Origin of the sequence: Thiothrix nivea DSM 5205 (assembly GCF_000260135.1) — a bacterium.
In the GTDB taxonomy this organism is placed as follows: Bacteria; Pseudomonadota; Gammaproteobacteria; order Thiotrichales; family Thiotrichaceae; genus Thiothrix; species Thiothrix nivea.
The window spans coordinates 2,714,408-2,740,762 of record NZ_JH651384.1 but is presented as its reverse complement, the minus strand read 5'-3'; the positions used below and the strand labels follow the sequence as shown (position 1 = coordinate 2,740,762).

The window sequence follows — 26,355 nt, the reverse complement described above, 5'->3', positions numbered from 1 at the left end:
GACTGAGTATGCATCCTGCTTTTTCGGTTATTTTTCTGACGACGCTGATCGGCGCGGGTCAAGGTCTGTTCCTGGCGCTGTATACCGGTCAGGTTTACAACACGTTTGGGGTGGTGGGCGACGTTGCTCCGCTGAACCTGTACATCACGGGTACGGTGGTGGTACTGATCCTGATGGGTTTGGGGTTGTTTGCGTCCTTCTTCCACCTGGGCCGCCCGGAGCGTGCCTGGCGCGCCGCCACCAAATGGAAAACCTCGTGGCTGGCACGTGAAGTGATTGTGCTGCCTGCCTTCAGTGGCATGGCGTTTATCTGGGGGGCGCTGCACTATTTCGGCATTGACCCGGTGATCGCAACAACCGGTAATGTCGACATCAGACTGACCCTGATTGTTGGCCTCGTCGCAGGCTTGCTGGCACTGCTGCTGTACCTGTGCACTGGCATGATTTACGCCGCGATCAAGTTCATCCAGGAGTGGGCTTCGCCGCTGACCGTAATTAATTACACACTGCTGGGGCTGGCTTCCGGCTTTACGCTGGCGGCGGCGCTGGGTGCTTACTTGGGTAGCTGCCAGATTGATGCGTATGCAGGCTGGGCACTGATCTTCACGCTGGCGGGCTTTGGTTTCCGCATGTTCTCGCTGTACCGTAATGGCCGTATCAAGCGCAAGAGCACGGCCTGTACGGCGATTGGCGTGCGTCACCCGAAAATTACCCAAATTTCACAGGGCGCGATGGGTGGCTCGTTCAATACCCGCGAGTTTTTCCATCACAAGAGTGCGGCATTCCTGCAAAGCATCAAGGTATTTTTCCTGATTGCGGTGTTTGTAGTGCCGGTGACGTTGCTGGTGATTGGCTGGACAAACAACTTGTTTACCCTACTGGCCATTGCAGCGCTGGTACAGTATGTGGGTTTGTTGGCAGAACGCTGGTTCTTCTTCGCACAGGCTAACCACCCGCAGAACCTGTACTATCAGGCAACTTGATGCCAGCCTGACAGCCCCGGAAACGGGCGTGGCGTACCACCGTAACCACGCCCGTTTCCGGGATAGGCCATTGCTGCGTGGCGTAATACTTGCATACGGCTTCCTATCTTTTACCTGAGCCTTAGTAACACATGCACAAGCTCATGTTGGTCGATAACGACCCGGAACGTTCCGACAGCCTTGAATCCGCCCTGCATGAAGCAGGCTACAAAAACACCATCCGCATTACGCCGGATGCAAACCTGCTGGCCGCCGTGCGCAGCCACCAACCCGACATCATCCTGATCGACATGCAAAGCCCTGACCGCGACACGCTGGAATCGCTGCGCACCGTCAGCAAGGAAATGCCCAAGCCGATCGTGTTTTTCGCCGAGCAAAGCGACCTCGACACCACCCGCGCTGCCATCAGTGCCGGGGTCAGCGCCTACATCGTCGACGACTTGCCGGGCAAGCGTCTGAAATCCGTGCTGGAAGTCGCCATCGCCCGTTTCCAGGAACACCAGAAACTGCGCGAGGAACTCGAAGATTACAAAGGCCGCCTGCAAGACCGTAAGGATGTGGACAAAGCCAAAGGCATCCTCATGCAGCACCGCAACCTCAGCGAGGAAGAGGCATACCAATTGCTGCGCAAGATGGCGATGGACCGCAACATGAAAATCGGTGAAGCCGCCCGCAACTTCGTCGCCGCCATGGCGTTGCTGGGGGGTTAGTGCTGATGAAACACGATTTACGCATCGGTTTCCTGCCCCTGACTGACTGCGCGGTGCTGGTGGCGGCGCAGGAACGTGGTTTCTTCGAGAAATACGACCTCAACGTCACCCTGCAACGCGAAGTGTCGTGGGCCAATATCCGCGACCGGGTAGCCTTCGGCGAACTGGATGCGGCGCACATGCTCGCCCCCATGCCGCTGGCGGCCACCCTCGGCATCGACGGCCTCGGCATCCCCATACAAACCGCCATCAGCATCGGCCTGAACGGTAGCGCCATCACCCTGGCCACCGGCTTGATGCAAGGTATCCGTACCCATTTCCCCGAATACCTGCACAGCAGCCCGTTACGTGCCACCGGCCTGAAAGCCCTGCTGGAGCGTGAACCGGGGCGTAAGCTGGTACTGGGGTGCGTATACCCGTTTTCCCAACACTATTACCTGCTGCGGGCGTGGTTGCAGGATGGCGGGCTGGATCTGGAACAGGGTGTCGAAATCCGTGTTATTCCGCCCCCGCAGATGGTGAATGCGCTGGCAAACGGGGAAATCGACGGCTATTGCGCCGGGGAACCCTGGAATCTGGCCGCCGTCCAGCGCGGTATTGGCTGTGTCGCCGCCAGCAGTTACGGCCTGTGGCACAACGGCCCGGAAAAAGTGGTGGGCGTCACCCAGGCCTGGGCGGACATGAATCCGGAAACCCATTTGGCCCTGATCAGCGCCCTGCTGGAAGCTGCCCACTGGGCGGATGACCGGCACAACCGCATCCAGCTGGCGGAACTGCTTTCCCGCCCGCAATACCTCGATACCCCACTGGATTTGATCCGTGCCCCGTTACTGGGGCGCTACCGCTACGCCGCCGATGAGCCGGAACGCTTCCTGCCCGACTTCAACGTCTTTGCCCGCTACGCCGCCAACTTCCCCTGGCATTCACACGGGCGTTATTTCCTGCACCAGATGCAAGCTGCCGGGCAACTGGCACATGCGCCGGAAAATCCGGAACGCCTGCTGGCCAGTGTATACCGCACGGCCACCTACCGGCAGGCAGCCGCTGCACTCAAGCTTCCCTACCCCACTGGCGATGAAATCCCGTTACTGGGTTGCACCACGCCCTGGGTCTTGCACGAAGCCAGCCAGCCCATCGCCATGGGCAGCAACCACATTGCACTGCATCAATTGCGTGCCATTTGAGGGCGCGGGGCACTAGATAAGTGCAGGCTAATGGAGAATGTCGGCTATTTCCCCCCACCCTAACCCTCTCCCGCAAGGGAGGAGGGAACAAGGATCCCCTCTGAATACGGCATTTCTGCTCCCGTCCCCCCCTTGTGGGGGAAGGGTTGGGGATGGGGGCTAAACGTTGGCACAACCATTGCATTGTAATTTAGCAAGCAGTCAACGGCGACTGCCGCGAAGTGACTCCTCCTACCTGCGCGCTGTAGCGCGGGATTTTGGGTAAAGATGCCCTGGCACTGTTGGTTCCTCTCCTCCCCAACAGTCGCCAGGGCTTTTTTTTTGGTTACACAAAAGGGTTTTTACATGAGTAATACAGATTCAACGCGCCGCAGCTTCCTGAAAAAGGCCACACTGGCTCTGGCGCTAAGCATGGGCATGGGAACCGGCCTGTTGGGCATGACTGCCGCGCACGCCGAAGACATCGGCAAGCCGGAAAAAGCCGACCTGAAATTCGGTTTCATCAAACTGACCGACATGGCTCCGTTGGCCATCGCTTACGAAAAAGGCTTCTTTGAAGACGAAGGTCTGTTCGTGCAACTGGAAGCGCAGGCCAACTGGAAAGTGTTGCTGGATGGCGTCATCGACGGCCAGCTCGACGGCGCGCACATGCTGGCAGGCCAGCCACTGGCAGCCACCATCGGCTTCGGCACCAAGGCCGACATCGTGACCCCGTTTTCCATGGACCTGAACGGCAACGGCATCACCGTTTCCAACACGGTCTGGGAAAAAATGAAAGGACATCTCGAAATGAAGGATGGCAAGCCGGTTCACCCGATCAAAGCTGACGCACTCAAAGCCGTGGTTGAGGAATACAAGAAGGAAGGCAAGCCATTCAACATGGGCATGGTATTCCCGGTTTCCACCCACAACTACGAGCTGCGCTACTGGCTGGCATCCGGCGGCCTGAACCCTGGCCTGTACGCCCCTGCCAAGGATGACATCAAGGGGCAGATTGGTGCTGACGTCATACTGTCCGTGACCCCGCCACCACAAATGCCCGCCACTCTGGAAGCAGGCACCATCGACGGCTACTGCGTAGGTGAACCGTGGAACCAGCAGGCAGTTGCCAAAGGCATTGGCGTGCCGGTCATTACCGACTATGAAATCTGGAAAAACAACCCGGAAAAAGTCTTCGGCCTGACCAAGGAATTCACCGAAAAGAACCCGAACACCACTGCACACGTTGTCAAGGCGCTGATCCGTGCCGCTTACTGGCTGGATGAAAACAACAACGCCAACCGCAAGGAAGCTGTTGAAATCCTTTCCAAACCGGAATACGTCGGCGCGGACAAGGAAGTACTGGCCAACTCCATGACCGGCACTTTCGAGTATGAAAAAGGCGACAAGCGTGATGTACCGGACTTCAACGTGTTCTTCCGCTACAACGCGACCTACCCGTACTACTCCGATGCGGTTTGGTACCTAACCCAAATGCGTCGCTGGGGCCAGATCGGCGAACACAAGGATGATGCCTGGTATGACGAAACTGCCAAGAGCGTTTACCGCCCGGACATCTACAAAAAAGCTGCTGAAGCCCTGATCGCCGAAGGCAAGCTGAAGAAGGAAGACTTCCCTGACTTTGCTGCTGAAAGCGGCTACAAGCCAGCCACCGGTGATTTCATCGACGGCGTGACTTACGACGGCAAAAAGCCTAATGAGTACATCGACAGCTTCAAGATTGGGCTGAAGAAAGACGAGAAGGCGTAGTTTTACCCCCCATCCCAACCCTTCCCCCGCAAGGGGTGAAGGGCTTTAAGAGGACTAGCACATGAACACCAAGCATTTATTCCAGACTTTCGGCGCGCCGCTGATAGGCATCCTGCTGTTTCTGGCAATCTGGCAGATCGGCGCACCTAAAATCGTGACATCACTCGGTGCGGTTCCCGGCCCGACGCAGGTGTTCGAACAATTTGAAGGTTTGGTGACAGAACACCAGGCCGCGCGGCAGAAGGAAGCTGATTTTTACAAGCGGCAAGAGGAGCGTAATGCTGAAACGCTGAAAGAAGACCCGACGGCGGAAGTCACCATCCGCCCGTATACCGGCAAGGCGACTTTCTTCGACCAGATTTGGACTAGCATTGTGACCGTGATGACCGGTTTCCTGCTGGCTGGCTTTATTGCCATTCCGCTGGGTATTGTGGCCGGCTTGAGCCAGACGGTTTATTCCGCGCTCAACCCGCTGATCCAGCTGTTCAAACCCGTATCCCCACTGGCATGGCTGCCGATTGTGACCATGATCGTGAGCGCGGTGTATGTGACTGACAGCCCGATGTTTGACAAGTCTTTTGTCAACTCGGCACTGACTGTACTGCTGTGCTGCCTGTGGCCGACCATCATCAACACCACTGTCGGCGTGGCCAATATCAGCAAGGATTTGCAGAACGTCAGCAAGGTGCTGCGCCTGAGCTGGTGGACGCATGTACGCAAGATCGTACTGCCTTCCGCCATTCCGATGATCTTCACCGGCCTGCGCCTGTCACTGGGCATTGCGTGGATGGTACTGATCGCAGCGGAAATGCTGGCGCAGAACCCCGGCCTCGGTAAATTTGTATGGGATGAATTCCAGAACGGCAGCTCCAACTCCCTCGGTCGCATCATGGTGGCGGTGATCGTCATCGGCCTGATCGGCTTTGCGCTGGATCGCGGCATGCTGTTCCTGCAACGCAAGGTTTCCTGGGACAAGAGCCTGGCGCTGCGTTAATTGATACGGAATCAAAGGAGACAAGACATGACAACGAGCAACCACCCGGATCACCTGCTGATTTCGCACGTATCCATCGACTTCCCCACCCCCAAGGGGCCATTCCGTGCGTTGGACAAGGTTGATCTGCGCATCGAAAAGGGCGAGTTCGTATCCATCATCGGCCACTCCGGCTGCGGCAAATCCACCGTGCTGAACATTGTCGCCGGTTTGTACAAGGCCACCGAGGGTGGCATCATTCTCGACGGCAAGGAAGTCAATGAACCGGGGCCGGAACGCGCCGTGGTATTCCAGAACCATTCCCTGCTGCCATGGCTGAGCGCGTATGAAAACGTCGAGCTGGCAGTGAAACAGGTCTTCAAAGGCAAAAAGTCCAAAGCCGAAATGAAGGAATGGATTGAGCACAACCTGACCCTGGTGCACATGGATCACGCCATGCACAAACGCCCGGATGAAATCTCCGGTGGCATGAAACAACGTGTTGGCATCGCCCGCGCGCTGGCCATGGAACCACAGGTGCTGCTGCTGGACGAACCTTTCGGCGCACTCGACGCCCTCACCCGCGCCCACTTGCAGGATTCCATGATGGAAATCCAGGCGCAACTCGGCAACACCGTCATCATGATCACCCACGACGTGGACGAAGCCGTACTGCTTTCCGACCGCATCGTGATGATGTCCAATGGCCCGGCAGCAACTGTCGGCGAAATTCTGGAGGTGAACCTGCCACGCCCGCGCAACCGGGTGGAAATGTCCGAAACGCCGGAATACATCCGCTGTCGCCACGCGGTGCTGCAATTCCTGTATGAGCGTCATGGGCGCAAGGAAGCTTCCACACCCAAATCAGCCGCCGCAGCGACGGCAAATGCTGACGAAGACAGCGAACCCTCCGGGGGCAATATCGTGAAACTGAACAAAACCCTGGTTAAAGCAGCAGCATAAGTAAGCTTTCTTGCCAGCCGATAGTGCCACCTGCATTCTCGGCTGGCAGGTCAGGGCGGATACCATACCGGGCTTGAAACATTGGCAAAATGTGCCTGTGTCGGGTATGGTAAAAAACCAGTCCTGACACAAGAACAATGATGCCTGCATTAAATTCCATCAATTCAACCCGCCTGCAACACCGCATCCAGACCCTCGCCGAAATCGGGCGCAAGCCTGACGGCGGCATTTACCGCATGGCGCTCAGCCCTGCCGACCTCGAAGCCCGCGCTTGGTTGGGCAATGAAATCACCACTGCCGGGCTGGAGTTGCATACCGACCTTGCCGCCAATATCAGCGCCCGCTGGCGTAGCGACCTGCCTTCCACCGTCATGTCCGGCTCCCACCTCGATTCCGTGCCCGGCGCTGGCCATCTGGATGGCGCACTCGGCGTGCTGACTGCACTGGAATGCGTACAGCGGATCAAGGAGCTGGATTTACCCCTGAAGCATGGGCTAGAAGCGATTGCCTTCACCGATGAGGAAGGCCGTTTCGGCGGGATGCTGGGGTCGCAGGCGCTAACCGGGCAATTGTCACCCGGTGTAGTACTATCCGCGCGGGCGCTGGATGGGGAAACGCTGGTGGAGGCGATGGCGAAGGCCGGTTTCGACGCGCAGCAAATGCCACTGGCGGAACGTGACCCGCTAACCCTGCACGCTTTCGTGGAAATGCACATCGAGCAGGGGCCAGTGCTGGATAGCATAAACTGCCCCATCGGCATCGTGCAGGCCATTACCGGCCTGTTCAAATGGGAAGTGACGCTGGAAGGCGAAAGCAATCACGCGGGCACGACGCCGATGGAGATGCGCCGCGATGCCTTCCAGGGTGTGGTCGATTTCGCCGGGCAGCTACAGCGGATCCTGGATGAATACGGCACGCGCAACAGCCGCGCAACGATTGGCAAGCTGCAACTGTTCCCTGGCGCGGCCAATGTGGTGCCGGGCAAAGCTGTTTTCACGCTGGAAGTGCGCGATACCGACCCGGCGATTCTGGCGCAACTGGCGGATGCTTACCAGCGATCCCTGTTTGCCGTTGCCCGCCAGCATGACCTTGTGAAACATGTTGCAGTGCTTAGCGAACTGCCGCCCGCACCGTGCAGCGAACAGGTGGTGGCCACCATCCGCCAGCAAGCCGGGGCGATGGGTCTGGCGCACCACACCATGCCCTCCGGCGCGGCACACGACTGCCAGATGCTGACCCAGGTGACGCAGGCAGGCATGATTTTCGTACCCAGCAAGGGCGGCAAGAGCCATTCACCGCATGAGTGGACGGCCTTCAAGGACATTGAAGCAGGCGCAAACCTGCTGCTAAATACACTGATTTCACTGGCGAGCTGATATGACAGACAAGACACAGGTGACTTTCACCGACCCGTTAATTGATACTTACCGCGAGAGCATTACCCGCAAATCCGGCTTTATCGAATCCCTGCGTCAGCACAATACCGCGCTGCTAGTGATTGATGTGCAATACTTGGATGCGAAACGTGGCTACGGGCTGTTCAGTAACGCGGAAATGTCCGGCCTGCCGCCCGAGTCGCAGGAGTATTATTTCAACCGGTTGGAAACGATGGTGCTGCCGAATATCCGCCGCTTGCAGGATGCGTTCCGCGAGGCGGGGCTGGAAGTGATCCATACCCGCATCCAGTCGCTGACCCGCGATGGGCGTGACCGGGGGCCGGGGCACAAACGCTTAGGCTTACATGCCGCGCCCGGCACCATTGAGGCGAAATTTCTGGAAGAAGTGGAGCCGATGGGCGATGAGATCATTATCAACAAGACTGCCAGCGGGGTGTTCAATTCCACCAATCTGGAATACGTGTTGCGCAACCTGGGGATTACCGCACTGGTGATTTGCGGGGTGTATTCCAACGAATGCGTATCTACCGCCACCCGTGATGCCTGTGATCTGGGTTTCTACGTCACAATCGTGGAAGATGGGGTGGCGACTGTCACGCCGGAGCTGGAAAGGGCTACGGTCACGACCATGCGCGACCGTTATGCGCGGATTTTGACGACGGATGAGGTGATCGGGGAAGTGGGGAAGCTGGCTTGATGATGCAAATTTCAAGTTGAACCCTTCCAGAGCTGGGGTCAGGCGTCTTGCAGCACCCGCAAGACATTTTTCATCTGTTCCACATCCTTCTGCCGCTCGCTTTCCGGCAAATCCTCCCAGAGTACGATGGAAGGGTGCAGGCGTTGCTGGTTGTCCCGCACGGCTCCATAACACCAGCCATTCAGCAGACGCTCGTAACGCCAGGAACGGTGTTCCAGCCTGCTCAACAACTCACGCCGGGCAGGCGGCTCATCCAGCACAATGGAATCGCTGGGCGTCAACGGCTTGCCTGCCTCCAGCGGGTAACCGATGCTGGCCAGCTTGACTGGCATGTGGTCACCCGCACGGCGGTTGGCAGCGCGGTAAGTTTCCGGCAATTGTTCCCACGGCTGCAAGCCCTCGGCAGTAGCCGCAGCTTGCGGATCAGCGACCTGCATCTGCTGCCGGTAAGCGTCATGCACAGCACGGGCATTGCGCTCCACCGCCGCCAGCTGTTCAAGATCGAAAACCTGTTCAGGCATTCCGAATGGGACTAACCCATCCAGATCCTCGACCTGATCCGTGGAGCCATGTCCCTCATAGACGTAAAACGGGGCTGCGCCCCCCAGGGATTCACGCAGGCGCAGTGCGCAGCGCGCGTTCCAGTCATCATCATGGCTACAGCAGAGCACGGCAGTAACCGGCGCAGCGCCCTCCAGCTCCCCTTCAGGTAACTGGCAAGCCTCATCACATTCCACCGCATACAGGCCAGCAATGACCTGTTCCGCACCGGTCAGGCCATTCGCCAGCGCAGGGTAACGCGCTACCAGCACCTGCCGCTGCTGTTCCGCGTCTACCCCCAACAAGGTGAATATCGGCGGCGCAAATGCCTTGTAGGGTGAAATTTTTGCATACTGGCAAACCAGCGCCTCCACCAGCGGGCTGGAACCGGCCAGCACCAGATGCACCTGCTGCTGCCCATACCTGTCTGCCCAGCTATGCGGCGGGTACTGATTGAAATACCAACGCGCCAGCAGGGTTTCCTCACTATACACATAAGGGTTCAGGCGGCTGTCAGGGTGCAGCAATTGCCGGAAACTGGCGCTTTCAAGACCCTCGCGCAAGGCTGTTGCGCTGAGTGCCAGATACAGGTTGAGCTGCCCGGCATTGTCTGCGCGTTCGCCCAGGATTTGCCGCACCGCCGTGGCCGTTTGCAGGTTGGTCGCTGTGGAATAGCTACAGGCGATGATGGCTTTTGCCCGGGCCAGACCGGCCTCCCGCAAACTGCTGGCCGATCTGACATCGCCTGACACCAGGCTTACCCGCTGCTGCTCGCAAAAATTGGCATGTTGGGTTTCAGCCTCGCGTAACAACGCCACGATTGGCTGTTGCGGATCCTGGCGGCGCAGGTTGGCAATAAAAGCCCGCCCCTGCCGGTTCAGACTGCATACGATTATATGGCCATGCAAGGCATTGTATTCATGCTCATCCATATTCATCAGTATTTATAATCCGCAATCGCCATCTGTAATTGTTAGAATGGAAGTATTTTTCTTAAGTGTAACTTAAAATCCGGTATTGAATGGGAATACCCAACCAACGGTAGTAGTGAATGAAAGAACGGATCAGCCATGAGTGATATTTTCCTCAGTTATGCCAGTAGTGACCGTGAGCGCGTGCGGCAACTTGCCAATGTGCTGGGCGCACAAGGCTGGTCAGTATTTTGGGATCGCACCATCCCTACCGGTACGCGCTGGCATGAAGTCCTCGGGGATGAGCTTGACGCCAGCAGTTGCGTCATCGTGGTCTGGACAGAAACCTCAGTCCGCTCACAATGGGTCTATGAAGAGGCAGAAGAAGGTAAACGCCGACGGGCGTTATTCCCGGTCAAACTGGATAATGTCCTGCCACCACTGGGCTTCCGCATGTTTCAGGTAGCCAACCTCACTGGCTGGCAGGGTGAAATGGATTCTCCCGCCCTGACACGCTTATTGGAAGACATTAAGGCGCACTTTACGCTGCTGCGTCAGCAGGAAGAAATCAGGCTGGCTGAGGAAGAAGCCGCCCGCAAGGCCGAAGAGGAACGCAAGCGCGCCAAAGCCGAGGCCGCCCGCAAGGCCGAAGAGGAACGCAAGCGCGCCGAAGCCGAGGCCGCCCGCAAGGCCGAAGAGGAACGCAAGCGCGCCGAAGCCGAGGCCGCCCGCAAGGCCGAAGAGGAACGCAAGCGCGCCAAAGCCGAGGCCGCCCGCAAGGCCGAAGAGGAACGCAAGCGCGCCGCAGCCGAGGCCGCCCGCAAGGCCGAAGCAGAACGTAAACGCGCCGAAGAAGCTGCCCAAACGCCTGAAGCCAGACTGAAACAAGCCAACTACGACATCCTGGGCAAACTGGGTGAAGGCGGCATGGCAACCGTCTTCCTTGCCCAGCATACGCTACTGGAACGTGAAGTCGCCCTCAAGGTCATGTCCCCCAGAATAGCCACCACCGAAGCCTTCCGACAGAGTTTCATCCGCGAAGCACGCATCGTCGCCCAACTGGAACACCCGAATATTGTGCGCATCTATGACGGTGGCGCGGACGGCAACCTGTTTTACATGGCGATGGAATTGCTGCCCGGCGGAACCCTCAAGGAACAACTGGAATCCGGCCCCCTCCTGCCCGAACACGCCCTCAACATCGTCCGGCAGATTGCCAGCGCCCTCAGCTATGCCCATAGCAAGGGCTATATCCACCGCGACATCAAGCCTGCCAACATCCTGTTCCGCAGCAATGGCGACGCTGCGCTGGCCGATTTCGGCATCGCCAAACTGCAAGGCATCGTCAGCGACATGACCCAGCTTGGGCTAATCACGGGCACTCCCCGTTACATGTCACCGGAACAGGCGGCGGGCACAAAGCTCGACCATCGTACCGACCTGTACAGCCTTGGCATCGTCTTTCATGAAATGCTCACCGGCCAGTTGCCATTCAACGGCAGCTCCCCCATGGCAATTGCCTACCAGCACCTCAACGCCCCCATGCCTCGGCTACCAAACGAATTGGCCGGTTTTCAACCCACGATTGACAAGCTAGTTGCCAAACAACCCCATGATCGTTTTGATTCCGCCAACGCATTACTGCAAGCATTGGCAGGACTCGAGCTATCGGTTACGGAGATCCGGCCTATCAATGAACTCCTGTCGCCTGAAACCCATGCTACGACAGTAAACCCTACAATCCTGCCTCCCACCCGGCCAGAACATACCTCAGAACGCTTGCCCCCCTCCCCCATGGCAACGGCATCTGCGCCGCCTATGCCCCGACGCAAAGCCAGAATATGGTTAGCAGGCATAACGGCTATGGCAGGTCTGGGAATTGGGGGTGGCTATTACACCATCAATATGCAGAAAGTCGCACTGGAAGCCAGCCAACGGGCAGAACAGGTCAACAGCCATCTGGAATTGGCGCGCCTCCGGGGGGAAAAACAGCGGCTGTTTGACCATTCCACTTGGAGTGAGGGCTGCAAAAATTTACTGGAAGACATGGACGGCCCTTACGAAGCTGCGGATAGCTCTGAATGGCATTACCACCAAGTCCAGACGCTCGACCCTGCCAACGCCATTGCCTCCTGGGAGCTGGAGAAGCTGGAAAACCGCAAGAAAATCGAGTTTTCCAACTGCGACAACTACAAACGCCCGGAACAAGAGGTTGACGAAATCAACGACATGTTCAAAAAATGAGGCCGTTTTAGGCTGCTTCAACCGGCTTCAGCACGGACTTTTCCCAAATGGCCAGTAACGTCCTCTGTACATTACCTGGGCTGCCTGGCTCCTCGGGGTTGCCGTCAATAACAGCGCGGCCATCTTTCAGGAAGACAAAATCACCCGCCTCATGCCCTGCGAAACGGATGGGGGCAAACTGGGGCGTCTGTTTGATGCCTGCCGCGCCCGCCGCGCTGCTTACCTGCCCTTTCAGGCGACGGAAAATCCGCGCGCCTTCCAGTACCGTTCCGCCAGCATTGAGCGCCTTCAGGAACGCCGCGCCAAAGACGGAATGTTTGCCGCCCCCGCCATCCATCACCGGCCTGACCCCGCCAGATGACAGCACTACCCTCACCTTGGTTTTCGCCACTGCCTCATACCACTCACGGCTTTTGCCCCCGCTGGAAGCAGACAGGCGCGGAATGGCCGACTGCGACAAAGTGCCGGAATAACAGGAATCTGCCACTACCAGCACATGTTTGGCCTGTATGGCATCCACAAAGTTGGTGACCTGCGCATTGGATACCCAGCTTTTGGTATCACCCTTACGCGCATCCACCGGCAGCCAGTAGCCGGAACCGCCCGCCAATTCACCATGCCCAGCATAATAGATCAACAGGTTGTCTTGTGGCTGCAACTTGTTCCGCAAGGCATCAAACGCCGCCAGCATCTTGCTGCGGGTGGCATTTTCCAGTACGGCAGTCCTGAAGCCGTAACGGCTTTCCAAAGCGCCCGCAACCGCACGGGCATCATTGACGGAGGTGGCAAGGGCAGGGAAGCCAGCATAATTCTGGTTGCCAATGACCAGCGCGTAATACCTGCCGAAATTAACACCACTAACAGATGCCTTGTCAGTAGGGGCATCGGCAGCAGCCGTATTCCCAGCTGTTTCTGGCGGCAATAAAATGAAACTGAAATCCGTGCTCTGCCCCTGCTGGTTGGCTGCGCTGACCCTGACTTCCGTGCCAGACACATTGACGGGCAGGCTGGCGCTAAAGCCACCCTGCTTGTCATACTGGATGCTTTTGCCATTCAGGGACAGTTTGGCAATTTCCTGGACGGGGCTGACCCTGCCTCGGAGTGTGAGCGGGTTGCCAACCTCTTCTGACACCTGAATCTTGGGTTTGCCGATAGAGCGCATAGCGCTAATGGGGGGTGACAGGATTTCAATTTTGGGGGCATCCGCCGCGCTGGCAATTTTGGCAGGGGGTTTAGCGACAGGTTCCTTGCCACTGGCTTTGGCACGCTCCACTTCTGCCAATTCGGCTTCTGCTTCACGGATGCGTTTTTGCTTGGCCAGCAGGTCAGCTTCTTTCTTTTTGGCTGCGGCAGCCGCTTGGGCCTGACGTTTCAGTTTTTCCACTTCTGCCTGCTGCTGGAGGGCGGCGCGGCGTTCCTGTTCGAGCGCCTGTTTGGCTTCGGCCACGGCCTGTGCATTGGCGGTTGAAGGCTTGCGTGCCTGTGGTGGTGGCGCGGCAGGTTCGGCGGTGGAATAACTTCTGCCCAGGCGGGAAGCATCGCCGTACAGGTTGATGGCCTGCGCAGGGTTACGCGCCACCCCCTGGCCACGCTCACTCAAATTGCCAAGGTTGGTTTTGGCACGGGCGTCACCCTTGTTGGCCGCCTGGGTGTACCACTGGACAGCTTGCTGGTAATTAGGGGCGGTTCCCATGCCTTTTTCATAGATTTCCCCCACGTAGGTTTGTGCCTGCCTATCGCCGGCTTCGGCCAGCGGTTTCCAGACGTTCAGGGCGCTGGCGGCATTGGCACGGTCAGCCGGAACGTATTCCCCACCACGGCGTTCGCAATCCGCCCCACTGGTCTTGATGGCGCGGCGGGCAGTCAGCATGGTCAGGCGTGTCCCCATCTGGCGGATTGAGCCAGGCAACAAGCAATCAACGATCAGCAGCTTATCGGCATCGGCCACGTTAGGAATATTAATGTAATCAGCATTGGCCCGATTAGATGTAAAAAAAGGGGAACTGGCCATTAATAGCAAAGTGATCAGAAATGAAAGCGCAATCCTTTTTCCGATAAACGTTATTTTTTTCCAGACAAACATACCCGCCCTCTATCATTCCGCAAAAATCCTTAAAGGATAAGTCTAGTATAAGGGTCGTTGGCTATAGGTTGTTAAAATTATACCTTTACCTAGCAGACACCCTAGCCGCTGTTTTTATTAGTTTATTTCATGACCTTGAATCAAAAAACATGAGCATTTATTCTGGCTTGTGCTAAAACTGTTTAATGAAGATTGTTTAGTAAAGTGAAAAAACAGGAGTGTAAGTAATGCGTCGAAATGAAGCAAAGCCTATTGGCTGTAGAAAACTGCCAGCTCATGGCGGGAAAATTTTTTATGCCGGATTAATTTCCATATTGGCAAGCAATAATGCAATGGCTGAATTACCTCAAGGCGGATTTATCCAGACCTGCGAACGCTTGAACGGGATTACCGGGACAGCGCCTACTACGCTAAGCAACGCGCAAAGCAACTTTAAAGCCATTTGTAGCGGGCCAGCAGGCGGGGTGGCAGGAATAAGCGATGCGAACGATAACACTGCCGTTTCCGCATTACGGCACGAGGAGGCTGCTGCCGGTGGGACAACGACCAGCCAGTCCTCCCAGAAGCAAGTCTCCAACCTGCGTGAACGGATGGACGAAGTACGTGAGGAAGACACCACCGCCAGCAGTGACTTGCTTGAGAATAGCCGCCGGAGCTTTTTCATCAATGGTGGCTTCCGTAACGGCGAAGCCAAGAAAACCAGCGATGAAACAGGCTTTGGTAATGGCGTTACAGCGGGTACGCCGACTGACCCTGAACGGGCTACGATTGTCCAGGGTGAACGGGCGTTTGACATTGATGGCCAGGAAGTGACGGTTGGCATGGATTACCGGCTTGAAGATGAACAAACCATCGTTGGCGCATCGCTGGGTTTTGACCGGCGGGAAGCCAAATTTACTGACCAATCGGCTCTGGATGACAGTGGGAACATCATAGAAGGCGGGGTGGAATCAAAAGGCACGTATATCAGCGGGTATGTCACCCGCGCCCTTTCCGATACGGCTTACCTGGATGGGGTCATCAGCGTTGGCAACAGTGACCTGACGATTACCCGCCCCGTACCTAAAATCAATACCACTGGTGATGGCCCTGCTGCTACCTATGACACCGCAACCGGCAAACCCGGCAGCACCCAGTTCTCAGCCAGCCTGGGCGGGGGCAAAGACATCCTTTATGACGACGTGACCATTACACCTTATGCGCGCGTGGATTATACCCGCACCAGCATTGACGCCTATGAAGAAAGCTTGCCAACAGCCTCGGAAGGGATGGCGTTGCGGGTGGCCAAACAGGAAGCGGATTCCTTGCTGGGCACCGTTGGGGTCAAAGCCAGCAAGCCCATGCGGACAGAGGCAGGCACCGTTTTTGTTCCGCAAGCATCCATTGAAATCGGCCATGAGTTTTCCAATGACCCGCGCAATATTGAAGCGACACTGGTGGCGGCTGATGGTTTGACAGGCATAGACCCATCGGTTGTGCGTACCAGTGACCCTGACCGCAACCACGCCAAGCTGGGGTTTGGGGTTTCTGCCGTTTTCTCCAAAGGCCGCTCGGGTTTTGTTCAATTCGAAACCATTCAGGGTAACGACCAGTATTCCGATGCCTCTGTCCGAGTGGGATACCGGGTGGAGTTTTAGTCAGGAAGCATACGGCCTGAGCAATACGACAGTCGTATTGTCCCTTCCCCCTGCCGCAAGAGCATCCTCGGCCAACGTATCCAGGGATGCCGACGAATCCAGTTCGTTCAATGACGGCAAGGAAGGGACATCCCGACCCGGCGTTGCCCACAGGCCATCCGTTGACAGCAGCAGGGCATCCCCCGGCGGCAATGACAAGCGGGTCACATCGGCGTGGGCGCGCGCATGTGGCAACATCTCTTCTGCCAGCTCCAGGTGCAGCTGGGGTGAAAATGCCGGAAAGCGCGCGCCGTCAGTGTTGGCCAGCACCCCATAGGAACCGTACCCCATGGCTTGCGCCAAACCTTTTTCCTGTGGTAAGGGGCTACCAGCCTCGGCATCCACCCGCCAGGCAAACTCCTGCCAGGTGTGGTCATGGGTAACCTGCCGCCATGCCTGCCGCCCCTCCCGCCACTGGTACAGACGGCTGTCGCCCACATGCGCGAGCATGACCAGCCCAGACACATGTACATCCACCCACACCAGCGTAGCCCCTGGGCTGTGCTGGTCGTGCTGTTGCCCAAACCTTGCCAGCAATTGCTGATGCAGGTGATTTAGGGTTTGCCGCAAGACGCTGACTTCCCATACTGGCCTAATCTCCAGCGCCAACTGCACTAACGCTTCGCTGACCTCGCGCCCGTTACGGTGGCCACCCATGCCGTCTGCCACCAACAGTCTCCACCATTGGTTTCCCCAACCCGTGATGCGCCGGGACTCAAGCTGCTCATTGACCAACCATTCCGCCTGCCCCCCAGGTTGCACCAGCAAGTAATTGTCCTGATTCTCGGCACGCGGCCCACGCATACTAACCGCCATGCCCCGATACTGGTTTGGGGCGCAAACCGGGCAACAGTAGCCCCGCAAAATGTGCAATAACTTCCGTTCAGGCATCAGCAGACCCACCGAATTGGAGCCTGCCTTGCCTGGGTGGCACATAAGGGTTATGAACCTGCGGTTGACTGTTTATAGTCATCGGCGTTAAGCCCATGTTTCTTTAATAATGTCCAAAGATGTGAGCGATTCATGTTGACTCGTCTTGCGAATTTTGCAACTTTTCCCGCCTCTTCAGTTAAGCCCTGTTCCAGATAAAGCTTTTCTGCGGCATCAGCAGCTTCCTTTTTAATATCTGCTAACGGTTGCTCAAGCAAACTAGGCCGGTGGCTTTTTTTAGACAAGCCAGGCTTCGCGTTTCCAGGGCGAATGGAATCCGGCAAATGCTCAATATCACCAACACCGCCCCCTGCCAGACAAGAGATACGATAAATAAGGTTCCTTAGTTCACGAATATTGCCTGGGTATTCATAATGCTGAAGAAATGTCTGCAACCTGGGCGATAATAGCAATGGGCGTACATGTAATTGTTCCGCCGCCTCTGCCGAGAAGTATTCACGCAATAAGGTGATTTCATCACGACGTTCACGCAAAGGTGGTAATGTCACATTTATCACGCTCAAACGATAATACAAGTCTTCACGAAATAAGCCTTTTTTACTCATTTCCAGAAGATCGCGGTTGGTAGCGGCAACAATTCTGGCGTCAACATACGTGACCTGATCAGAACCAACCCGTTGCAATTCGTTGGACTGCAAAACACGTAATAGCTTCACTTGCCCCTGCAAGGGTAGTTCACCAATTTCATCCAGAAAAATGGTGCCACCATCCGCTGACTCAAATTTCCCTTTACGGTCTGAAGTTGCGCCAGTAAATGCCCCTTTCTTATGGCCAAAAAGCTCAGACTCTATCAGGCTCTCTGGAATGGCACCGCAGTTAATGGATACATAAGGTTGGCCGGAGCGAGAGCTGTTATTATGGATCACCTTCGCCATCAGCTCCTTGCCGGTGCCACTTTCACCATCAATTAATACAGGTAAAGTGGTGGGGGCTGCTTTTTCAGCAATTTCCAGGGCCTCCAGCAATACAGGGCTTTCACCAAAAACACCCTCAAAAATGAAGTTACGCTCCAGCAATTCCTGTTTTCTTTTTTTCCCGGTTTTTTGCGATGGGGATTCTTTGACTATAGGCAACTTTTCGCTCGCCGAAAAGTTAACAAGCCGCTCCTTATAGGAAAGCTGCATCATTTCATCCCGCAGTGTATTGCAATGCGTTAATATTTTCTGCAACTCAGGGCGATCCATTGACTGCGCCCAACGAACAGAAGAGCGTATCATTTCTATTTTTTCCAACAGTTTTGCATACGTTACTGTACTGGGCGGGCTGGCCTCCTCTAAATCCTCTAACTTCATTTTTCAGCTCCCGATATCTGCTTGCTGACCAACTGATAGTACATGCCCTTGCGGCCAAGCAATTCATGGTGTGTTCCCTGCTCAATAATAGCACCATCATAAAGCACTAGAATTTTATCTGCATGCATAATCGTGCTCAGCCTGTGAGCAATAACGATTGCTGTTCTCCCTTTAAGAATATCCTGCATACTATTAAGAATATTCCCCTCAGACTGCGTATCCAGTGCTGATGTCGCCTCATCAAATATCAATAACTTGGGGTCACGATAAAGTGCCCTGGCAATACACAAGCGTTGTATTTGCCCCCCTGACAAACCCATGCCACGCTCACCCACAACCGTTTCATAACCAAGCGGCATGTTTTTAATAAACCCATGCGCATCGGCCAGTTGAGCAACTTCCATGATACGTTGGCGGTCAGGATTTTCATCACCAGCCGCGATATTTTCCGATATGGTTCCAGAGAATAACAAATTGCTTTGCATCACATAACCAACATTGGCACGAAAATACTCCCGGTCAATAAGGCTCAGGTCATAACCATCAATAGTTATTTTCCCCTCCACCGGCTCGTAAAAACCGACCATAAGCTTGGCCAAAGTCGTCTTGCCTGACCCGCTTAAGCCAACAATAGCAATCATTTCACCTGCATTACATTTAAAGCTGATATTTTCCAATACATATTTAGATTCACTCCCTCCATAGCGGAAATACACATTCTCAAACACCATGTCGCCGTGAAGGTCTGGCAATACAATTCTGGAACTAATGTCCTGAGGTTTTTGCTCAGGCTCGATATCCAGAACATCACCCAAACGCTCCATAGCGACGCCAGCCTCATGCACCTGGTTCCACATCCCAACCAAGCCCATTAAAGGCGCAAGTACACTGCCCATCAGTGCATTAAATGCAATTAACTGGCCGATAGTCAGCTCGCTCGCCAATACAAGGTTAGCACCCGTCCATAAAATAATAATGGTTGTTGTGGCACTTAACAGTTGGCTTGTCAACCCAACCCATATTCCAAAACGCTGCGCACGATACTGCACATCAAGTGCCTTGGCATACTTTTTTTCCCACTGTATCCGCATTTTTCGCTCTATACCCATCCCTTTAACAGTTTCAGCCCCATTCAGGGTTTCCATTAAAATGGATTCAGACTCAGTGGATGCCTCAAATGACTGTCTTGCATACTGCTTAATTTTAGGCGTCACCAAAATCGTCAGCAACAAGATAGGAAGGACAAAAGCAATCAATATCAAGGTTAATTTTACGCTATAGAAAAACAATACCGTAAAATAAATAAATACCATTAACAAATTAAGGATGGTTGTTACGGTTGATTCAGTAAGAAAAGCCCGGATGGTCTGGTTTTCCTGAAATCTGGCCAGAATATCACCTGTTTTTCTGGAAAAGAAAAAAGAAACCGGCAACGACATAATATGCTTAAAAAACATCGACATCATGGTAAAATCAAGATTCCTTACCATATAGGTCGACAAAAAAGCCCGTAACGTTGTGGTTAGCTGTGAAAATACCGTTGTTATCAATAAACCAACCACCAATAAATTCAACAAATTCACATTTTTATGCACAATCACCTGATCGAGTATATTCTGCGTAATAATGGGGGGCGCAAGACCCAAAACCTGTATAATCAGGGTGGCCATAAAAAGGTTTCCAAGTATTTTTTTATAGGGTTTCAGATAACTGACAAACCGCACCCAAGGGGAATTAGTGGTTTCCGTTTGCACCAACTCCGTAGTAGGGGTAAACAACAAGCAGGTTCCACTCCAACCCCGCTCAAACTCCTCCACCGTCATTTTTCTAAAGCCTGGGCCAGGGTCTGCAACCCAAATATGGGATTTAGATACCCCATAGACAATAATGTAATGATAGCCTTCCCAGTGTGCGATAAAGGGTAGCTCAAACCCCAGTAGAACCTGATAAGTACATTTCACCCCGCGAGTTGTAAACCCGAGTGATTCGCCGACCCTGGCTAAACTTGCCATCGTCGCGCCTTCGGTTGTCACATTCGCAAGTTCGCGTAACTTTCCCAACGTCATCGGGATCTTGTAATACTTGCAAATCATGGCCAAACAAGCTGCGCCACAGTCCATTTCTTCAGCTTGTGGCACCAATGGAAAATGCTTAAGCAGTTTTTCACCCCGCCCAGGCTTGGATGACAAATCCAGCAATAGCGGTCGTTTTCTTTTCTCTATGAGCTTCTTCTGGCGTCGGGTTTCCCGATCCATAAACTGGATGCGTTCTTCCAGTACTGCCTTCAACTTGGGATTTTTTTCCAGAATAAAATAAACACTTTTTTCCGGAATAATCAATAATGTTGTATCAGTCACAGCTATCGCGGCTGCCTGTTGCTCCTGACGGGTAAGGCAAGCTTTCTCACCAAAAATCTCACCATTAGAAAGCGTCGCAAGATGCATTTCATCACCGCTTTCCTTGCGTATGATACTCACCTCACCTCTGCGTATGGCGTAAAGCCGATGATCACTGGTTGAATTTTGCTCCAGAATCGTATGCCCTGCTGGCACTCGCTTCACCCCAATACTGCCAATAAAATCTTCCAACTCTTGTTGGTTAATCTTTTTTTCAAGGTCAAACAGCTTGTTGACAAAACCACCCGCAGAGCTAAAAGCGACATAACTGGCATAAAACTTACTCGCCTCTTTATTATGCCTGAGTACCTCTATCATCGCCTCACGGGGTATGACTTGAATTTCTGACTTACCCGATGAGCGTAACGAAAACTCCAAAGGTTCTGCCCGTAACGTTGCAACCTCGGCAAAGGAGTCACCTTTTTTCTTTATACCTTGGCTCACCTCCTTGCCTGAGTCTTCGGTGAACATCCTTACCCGTCCGGAACGGACAATACACAAACCCTCAGGTATATCACCTGTTTTGTAAATATTGTCACCTAACTCAAAGTTTTCTATTCTTGAAGCGGCTGAAAGCGATTCGAGTTCAACTTCGGATAAAGCAGATAATACCTTGACAGACTGCAAGAACTTGATATCTTCACTGTTACTCAAAGGACTACTCCAAATGGTTTGACATACCAAGTTATGCTTCCGGGCAATTAATTACCCGGAAACAACGGTTGAAAACTGAAAATTTTACTCATGCCTAGCGTCATGCTGCCCGAATTTGGTGCTCTTTCGCACGTTCGCTCATCCAGCTTTCCTTTAAAATGCTCTTGATTTCAGAACGTGTTTCATCATCCAGCGTTGCGGGCGCAACTGAGTCAATATGAAATACTTCATAACGGCTCCCATTTGACGAGGCAAAGGGGCCAACAACCGCATTTTCTTCAGCATTGAACAACTTGCTTTCGATTTCACCGCTTAATGAACCACGCAAAATCTTGCCAATTTTCCCAGCATTTTTACTGGTTTCTGCAATGGAATTTTCCATTGCCAACTCTGAAAACGCTTCAGGATCATCTTCCAGAATAGAAACGATTTCCCGCGCCTTAGCTTCCGTGTCCAGCACAATATGGCTAACCTCAACACTGTCAAAACGGGGGGAGTGCAGTTTAAAATACCCATCAACCGCCTCCTCGCTGGTGATTTCACTCAGCATCCGTTCTTGGTACAGTTGATCTGTCAGGTATTCTTCAAGATCATCCAGCGTTACACCTAGGGCATCCAAATAATTCATCGTATCTTTTGCACGATGTAATCCTAGCACCCGCCTAAATTGCTCTGACCGTTCCTGTACGTCCTCAGGACTCACGCCGATACCTTTGCGCTTGGCTGCGTGAACCAGTAGTTTTGCCCGGACAATCTCTTCAACCAACCCATCAAACCTTCCCATGAGTTTCAGGTTATTGATGAGTTTATCCATGCTAATCACTTCATCGTCGATTTTTACAATATTGCTCATCTCTACGCCCTCCTAGGCATTAAATAATTGGTGTAATTCAACTTCCTGCTACTAAAAGAATTAGCAGTTAAAGTGGTCAAGTAACCTATTCAACCCAAGCCTCCCCTCCTTTGATTAATGACTGGAACTTTTCATTGGCGATAACACAAGATCAATCATTCGGCGTTGTTCAACAATAATTTCTGCGGTCGCTAACATTCCGTATTTAATATCAAATTGTTCACCCTTCACATCAAAAGCCGTTTTTTCCAAACTCACACGCCCTTTAAAAGCGGGGGTATTAGTTGCCTGTGACATTTCAGCTGTTGGTGATATGTATTCAAGTACTCCCTCAATAAATCCATAACGCTGATATGAAAAAGCATTAAATTTCATTTTTACTGGCTGCCCAATTTTCAATAAACCCCTATCTGACTCAAGGATTTCAATCTTTAAAATAGGCTTTGCATCATTGGGGGCAATACCACCCAAAGGCGTATTGGCCTGGATTTTGTCACCTGATTGCGTAAAGGCTAGCTGTGTGATTACCCCGGATTCAGGGGCACGTACCCGCAAAAAATTTTCTTCATCAATATCATTAAAGCTCACGCGGGAAGCTGCTTCTGCTTGTACTTTGGCGCTGCGCAATGCGATGTCTAACTTGCTTTCTTCATTGAGAATATCATTTTTTAAGGTCTCAAGATTTATCTGCAATTGGATTAAATCCTGATAGCTTTGCTCCAACCCTTCCGTTGCCTGTTCATCTTCCTGACTTAATGTAAATTCAAGCTCACTAAGATTCGCTTCAGCCACTTGCAGGTTTGCCTGCGCAGCCGCATATTCACTCCTTTTCAATTCCACCTGATTTCTGGCAACACCCCCACTGGAAAGCAGCCGCTCAAAACTCGTTTTTTCCTTACGGGCAATATCGAGGGCACTGCGGGCCTTTTCCCGATCACTTAACAATTTCTGCAACTTGGCACGTTGTGCCTGTTTAAGCTTACTCAACCCGTCAGCCACATTACGGTCATAAACCTGTTTTGCGGCTTCAATCTGGCGTTCAAGTGCCGCCACTTTCTGATTCATTAGCCGCTTGCGGTTAGGAAAGTCATCAAATTCACGTTCAGCTTTTTCTAATTGTATTTGAGCCTCCAGGGCTTGCGTAGCCACTTCAACGGCATCCCTGGCATTGAGCCGTGCCAGCACATCATTTTCTAAAACCGGCTGCCCCTCTGTCACGAAGATATCGACCAGTTCACCCGCTATTGGTGCGTAAAAACGGCGAACATCAGTGTCCGGCCCTACAACACCAGAGGCAACAACGATTTCAGGTGCCTTACCAAAAAACGACCATACCAATCCGGAAAGCAGCAAACCACTGATTAGCCATATCATCAGCCCAAAAAGCCGTGACGGCTCACTGGTAAATATCTCAATCCCTTCAATACTGTGATCGGCCAGTGCAATATTCAGCTTTTCTGGCCCCTGCTTTTTATCTGCCATATAAAGTATACCCTCTGAATGATTTCGCTTTGGTTACTTCCTGAGCAACTTTAACTTTGCCTCTGCCACTTGACTACTGTCTGATGTCTTCGCTAAATCCTCAAGTGCATTACGCTGGTAAGCCAGCTCGTCCGCAATTGCCGTCACTTTTTCTTTTTGTAGTGGAGTCAATTCCAGAGCCAGCATCTGATAAATCGTTTTTGCTTGATCAATATATTGGTTCGCTTGAACAAGCAATTTGGACTGTTCCGTGAACTGTGTACTAATATCACTTTCCAGAAGTTGCAGCTTTTCGATTTTCCCTTGGCGAGTATAATTCTCCCAATCAGAAATCGCCTTTTTCAAAAGCATCTCTGCCTTGCCTTGCAATTTACTTTTATACGTTAAAATTTCTGGCTCTATTTGACTAACAAAATACCTATCCTCTTCTTTTTCAAGAGCAGTATAAAACTGTAAGAGTGTATTTTCATAATTTTTTTCACGTCTACTTTTGTTAAGTTTCTCAAATTGCTGGCAGATGGTTTTTTGACGATTGATTTTAGCTTGCGCCAACTCAACCCATTGCAAATCCTGGATCTTTCCCAGTGTGCCTATCGATTCATCACACGACCCATCATACCATTGCGCCAGAGCTTGACTAAAATGATTCGCAACATCACCTTCAGGCAGTTTCGCTCTTAAATTTTGCGCATACAAATTGGAAAATAATGCCGTTTTAAACTGGCCAGCCAACTCTTGAACATTTAACACTTTGCCTGAGCCACCCTGCTCGAGGTCTTTAATTTTCTGATAGAGCTTAATATCATCACGATACGTATCCAGCCCTATAATACGCGGATATTTTTGTTGCAACTTATCAACTTCAGACAGCATTTGGTTTTCATTACTACCACTCATGCTACCTAAATGCTCCTTAAATGATCGTATAGCCGACAAATAGAGCGATTTATCGTTCCTCAAATCCCTAATATGGCTGAACACAAGCATTCGTAGCTCATCAAACTCTGGTACTTGCTTGATGATATCCAGCATAATCCTTCGGTCTGTATCGGTATTTGCCTGCCACTTATCGACAATATCGGTTATCTCTTTCTCATCCTTATCTATCTTTATTTTCCCATCACCCCCTCCTCGCTGGGTAACAAATGATTCAAGCACCTCTATATTCTTTAACAGCCCAATTGTGCCATCAACATACTCCATCTCTTTAGGCAGATCCCCTTTGCTCATTGGCATCTGCGAATAGACCACCAATATATTCTCACTCTTCCCAGATGACTCTATAGATAAAGCATTACGAAGATCATTTTGAAAGGCTGCCAGCTCGTTCATTATAGAAGAGCCTTCACCCTCACGATTAACCACTTTGTCAATCCAGTCAGGTAAATATCTCTTTAATGCAGCATTAAATGCAAATTGTGCAACTTCACCATCAATATTTCCCGCACTTAAATACGCCAGCGAAGCTTCCATACAGCCTGCATGGTCTTCACTATCACAAGCTATTGTTATTGATCTTTTCTCTGCATTTAAAAAGTACCAGCCAACACCAACTGTAATAACAACCAAAACAAGCAACCCTGCAATTTTAAGGTTAAAACCTCTTGTCGTCTCACCTTCCTGAAAAGCGCCGACGAGATTCTGCAAGAAGATTCTTTGTTTATGAAACAAGAGCCGTTCACTGGCTTTATTATCTATGTTTTTTTGCTCATTACCGTTATCATCATCCCCCGTCTTTTCTTTGGCTGCCTCCTCTTGAAAACAAAAGATGTCGAGAAATGATGTTGCCGATGAAATAAACAGTGTCTTATTTTCATTTTCTACTGACTCAACCATTACGGCTGCTGATGTTGTTTCAAGGCTTGGCTTATTCTGCTGGCAACCTTGCTGGATTATCGTCTCATCTGTTTCAAGATTATCTCCCCCACCTTCAATCCTGATATGATAACGGAAATAATATCCACCAAAAGAAAGTATATCGCCAGATTTTAACTGGATGGCCTCATCCTTCAGCATCTCCCCATTGACAAACGTCCCGTTTGCGCTTTTCAAGTCTTCGATATACAGGGATGCATTTTTTTCAAAGATATAGGCATGTCGCCGCGACAAAAAGTTAACTTCTTCCGGGAAATCATCCTGATAGCGACTAAAAACATCATCGGTTCTTGAAACCATGAATGGGAAGCTCATAATGACAATTGAGTCAATAGGTGATTGACCATCTTCAGGTGTCATATAAAGATAAAAGGGCTTCGTATTTTGTGGTGTTACTTTTTGACTAGAACTTTCACTCTCCGCCTCAATTTCAACGGTATAGGTAAGCTTGTTGGCAAAACAAATTTGATCGCCGTGCTTGAGTGCATGGGGCCTGTCGCGCACCTCCATATGGTTGACCACCGTACCATTGCTACTACCCATATCAATGATATAAGGCAGGCCATCTTGCATGAAAATTCGCGCATGACGCCGCGATAACACTTTTTGTATCGCTTCGGAGTAGTTGGAAAATGGCATCTCCTGGCGGCCAACAGGAAACTGCTCAGATGTAATTGTTATTTTTTCAAGTTCTTTTGGACTAACAGGTGTAACAGGTGTCAAAATTATTTTCATAACCCAA

The 26,355-nt window shown here is 52.4% G+C and carries 18 protein-coding genes; 10 read left to right on the top strand and 8 right to left on the bottom strand.

Annotated features, from left to right (window positions below):
* Positions 1 to 8: 8 nt before the first annotated feature.
* The 8 genes from THINI_RS13670 to THINI_RS13635 all read left to right on the top strand — a co-directional run bounded on the left by THINI_RS13670 (position 9) and on the right by THINI_RS13635 (position 8,656).
* Positions 9 to 983, top strand: a complete 975-nt coding sequence (locus tag THINI_RS13670; protein ID WP_002709163.1) for a dimethyl sulfoxide reductase anchor subunit family protein — start codon at positions 9 to 11, stop codon at positions 981 to 983.
* Between the two features lie 131 nt (positions 984 to 1,114).
* Entirely contained in the window at positions 1,115 to 1,693 is a 579-nt protein-coding gene (locus THINI_RS13665) for an ANTAR domain-containing response regulator (protein ID WP_002709162.1), read from the top strand.
* 5 nt (positions 1,694 to 1,698) lie between these two features.
* Positions 1,699 to 2,877, top strand: coding sequence for a CmpA/NrtA family ABC transporter substrate-binding protein (locus THINI_RS13660; protein ID WP_002709161.1), 1,179 nt, complete (start codon positions 1,699 to 1,701; stop codon positions 2,875 to 2,877).
* A gap of 345 nt (positions 2,878 to 3,222) precedes the next feature.
* Positions 3,223 to 4,626, top strand: coding sequence for a CmpA/NrtA family ABC transporter substrate-binding protein (locus THINI_RS13655; RefSeq protein WP_002709160.1), 1,404 nt, complete (start codon positions 3,223 to 3,225; stop codon positions 4,624 to 4,626).
* 61 nt (positions 4,627 to 4,687) lie between these two features.
* Positions 4,688 to 5,620: an ABC transporter permease gene (locus THINI_RS13650; protein ID WP_002709159.1), complete on the top strand. Its 933-nt coding sequence runs from the start codon at positions 4,688 to 4,690 to the stop codon at positions 5,618 to 5,620.
* Between the two features lie 27 nt (positions 5,621 to 5,647).
* Positions 5,648 to 6,562 (top strand): ABC transporter ATP-binding protein, encoded by a 915-nt coding sequence (locus THINI_RS13645; protein ID WP_002709158.1) that lies wholly within the window; start codon positions 5,648 to 5,650, stop codon positions 6,560 to 6,562.
* A gap of 137 nt (positions 6,563 to 6,699) precedes the next feature.
* Complete coding sequence (locus THINI_RS13640) at positions 6,700 to 7,938, top strand: Zn-dependent hydrolase (RefSeq protein ID WP_002709157.1); 1,239 nt, start codon at positions 6,700 to 6,702, stop codon at positions 7,936 to 7,938.
* A 1-nt stretch (position 7,939) separates the two neighbouring features.
* Complete coding sequence (locus tag THINI_RS13635) at positions 7,940 to 8,656, top strand: cysteine hydrolase family protein (protein WP_002709156.1); 717 nt, start codon at positions 7,940 to 7,942, stop codon at positions 8,654 to 8,656.
* A 38-nt stretch (positions 8,657 to 8,694) separates the two neighbouring features.
* Here THINI_RS13635 and THINI_RS13630 read toward each other — a convergent pair whose 3' ends face one another.
* Positions 8,695 to 10,134, bottom strand: a complete 1,440-nt coding sequence (locus THINI_RS13630) for a RyR domain-containing protein (protein WP_002709155.1) — start codon at positions 10,132 to 10,134, stop codon at positions 8,695 to 8,697.
* Positions 10,135 to 10,266: 132 nt separating this feature from the next.
* Here THINI_RS13630 and THINI_RS23525 point away from each other — a divergent pair, with 132 nt between their 5' ends.
* Positions 10,267 to 12,351 carry a protein kinase domain-containing protein gene (locus THINI_RS23525; protein ID WP_002709154.1) on the top strand — a complete coding sequence of 695 codons (2,085 nt, stop codon included), beginning with the start codon at positions 10,267 to 10,269 and terminating at the stop codon, positions 12,349 to 12,351.
* Positions 12,352 to 12,358: 7 nt separating this feature from the next.
* Here THINI_RS23525 and THINI_RS13620 read toward each other — a convergent pair whose 3' ends face one another.
* Positions 12,359 to 14,299, bottom strand: a complete 1,941-nt coding sequence (locus tag THINI_RS13620) for a caspase family protein (RefSeq protein WP_169314623.1) — start codon at positions 14,297 to 14,299, stop codon at positions 12,359 to 12,361.
* 467 nt (positions 14,300 to 14,766) lie between these two features.
* Here THINI_RS13620 and THINI_RS13615 point away from each other — a divergent pair, with 467 nt between their 5' ends.
* The gene (locus tag THINI_RS13615; protein ID WP_040839455.1) at positions 14,767 to 16,071 is read left to right on the top strand and encodes an autotransporter outer membrane beta-barrel domain-containing protein; all 1,305 of its coding nucleotides are present in this window, start codon (positions 14,767 to 14,769) and stop codon (positions 16,069 to 16,071) included.
* Here the strand turns inward: THINI_RS13615 and THINI_RS13610 are convergent, their stop codons facing one another.
* The 6 genes from THINI_RS13610 to THINI_RS13585 form a co-directional block, all read right to left on the bottom strand.
* The gene (locus tag THINI_RS13610) at positions 16,072 to 17,001 is read right to left on the bottom strand and encodes a PP2C family protein-serine/threonine phosphatase (RefSeq protein WP_169314622.1); all 930 of its coding nucleotides are present in this window, start codon (positions 16,999 to 17,001) and stop codon (positions 16,072 to 16,074) included.
* Between the two features lie 50 nt (positions 17,002 to 17,051).
* Positions 17,052 to 18,353: a sigma-54 interaction domain-containing protein gene (locus THINI_RS13605; RefSeq protein ID WP_002709150.1), complete on the bottom strand. Its 1,302-nt coding sequence runs from the start codon at positions 18,351 to 18,353 to the stop codon at positions 17,052 to 17,054.
* A complete protein-coding gene (locus THINI_RS13600; protein WP_002709149.1) occupies positions 18,350 to 21,403 on the bottom strand; it encodes a peptidase domain-containing ABC transporter in 3,054 nt (1,017 codons plus the stop codon). Before THINI_RS13600 ends, THINI_RS13605 begins: the two co-directional genes overlap by 4 nt.
* Positions 21,404 to 21,503: 100 nt before the next feature.
* Complete coding sequence (locus tag THINI_RS13595; protein WP_002709148.1) at positions 21,504 to 22,256, bottom strand: peptidylprolyl isomerase; 753 nt, start codon at positions 22,254 to 22,256, stop codon at positions 21,504 to 21,506.
* Between the two features lie 114 nt (positions 22,257 to 22,370).
* Positions 22,371 to 23,738 (bottom strand): beta-barrel domain-containing protein, encoded by a 1,368-nt coding sequence (locus tag THINI_RS13590; protein ID WP_002709147.1) that lies wholly within the window; start codon positions 23,736 to 23,738, stop codon positions 22,371 to 22,373.
* Between the two features lie 33 nt (positions 23,739 to 23,771).
* Positions 23,772 to 26,348 carry an FHA domain-containing protein gene (locus THINI_RS13585; RefSeq protein ID WP_040839453.1) on the bottom strand — a complete coding sequence of 859 codons (2,577 nt, stop codon included), beginning with the start codon at positions 26,346 to 26,348 and terminating at the stop codon, positions 23,772 to 23,774.
* Positions 26,349 to 26,355 lie beyond the last annotated feature (7 nt).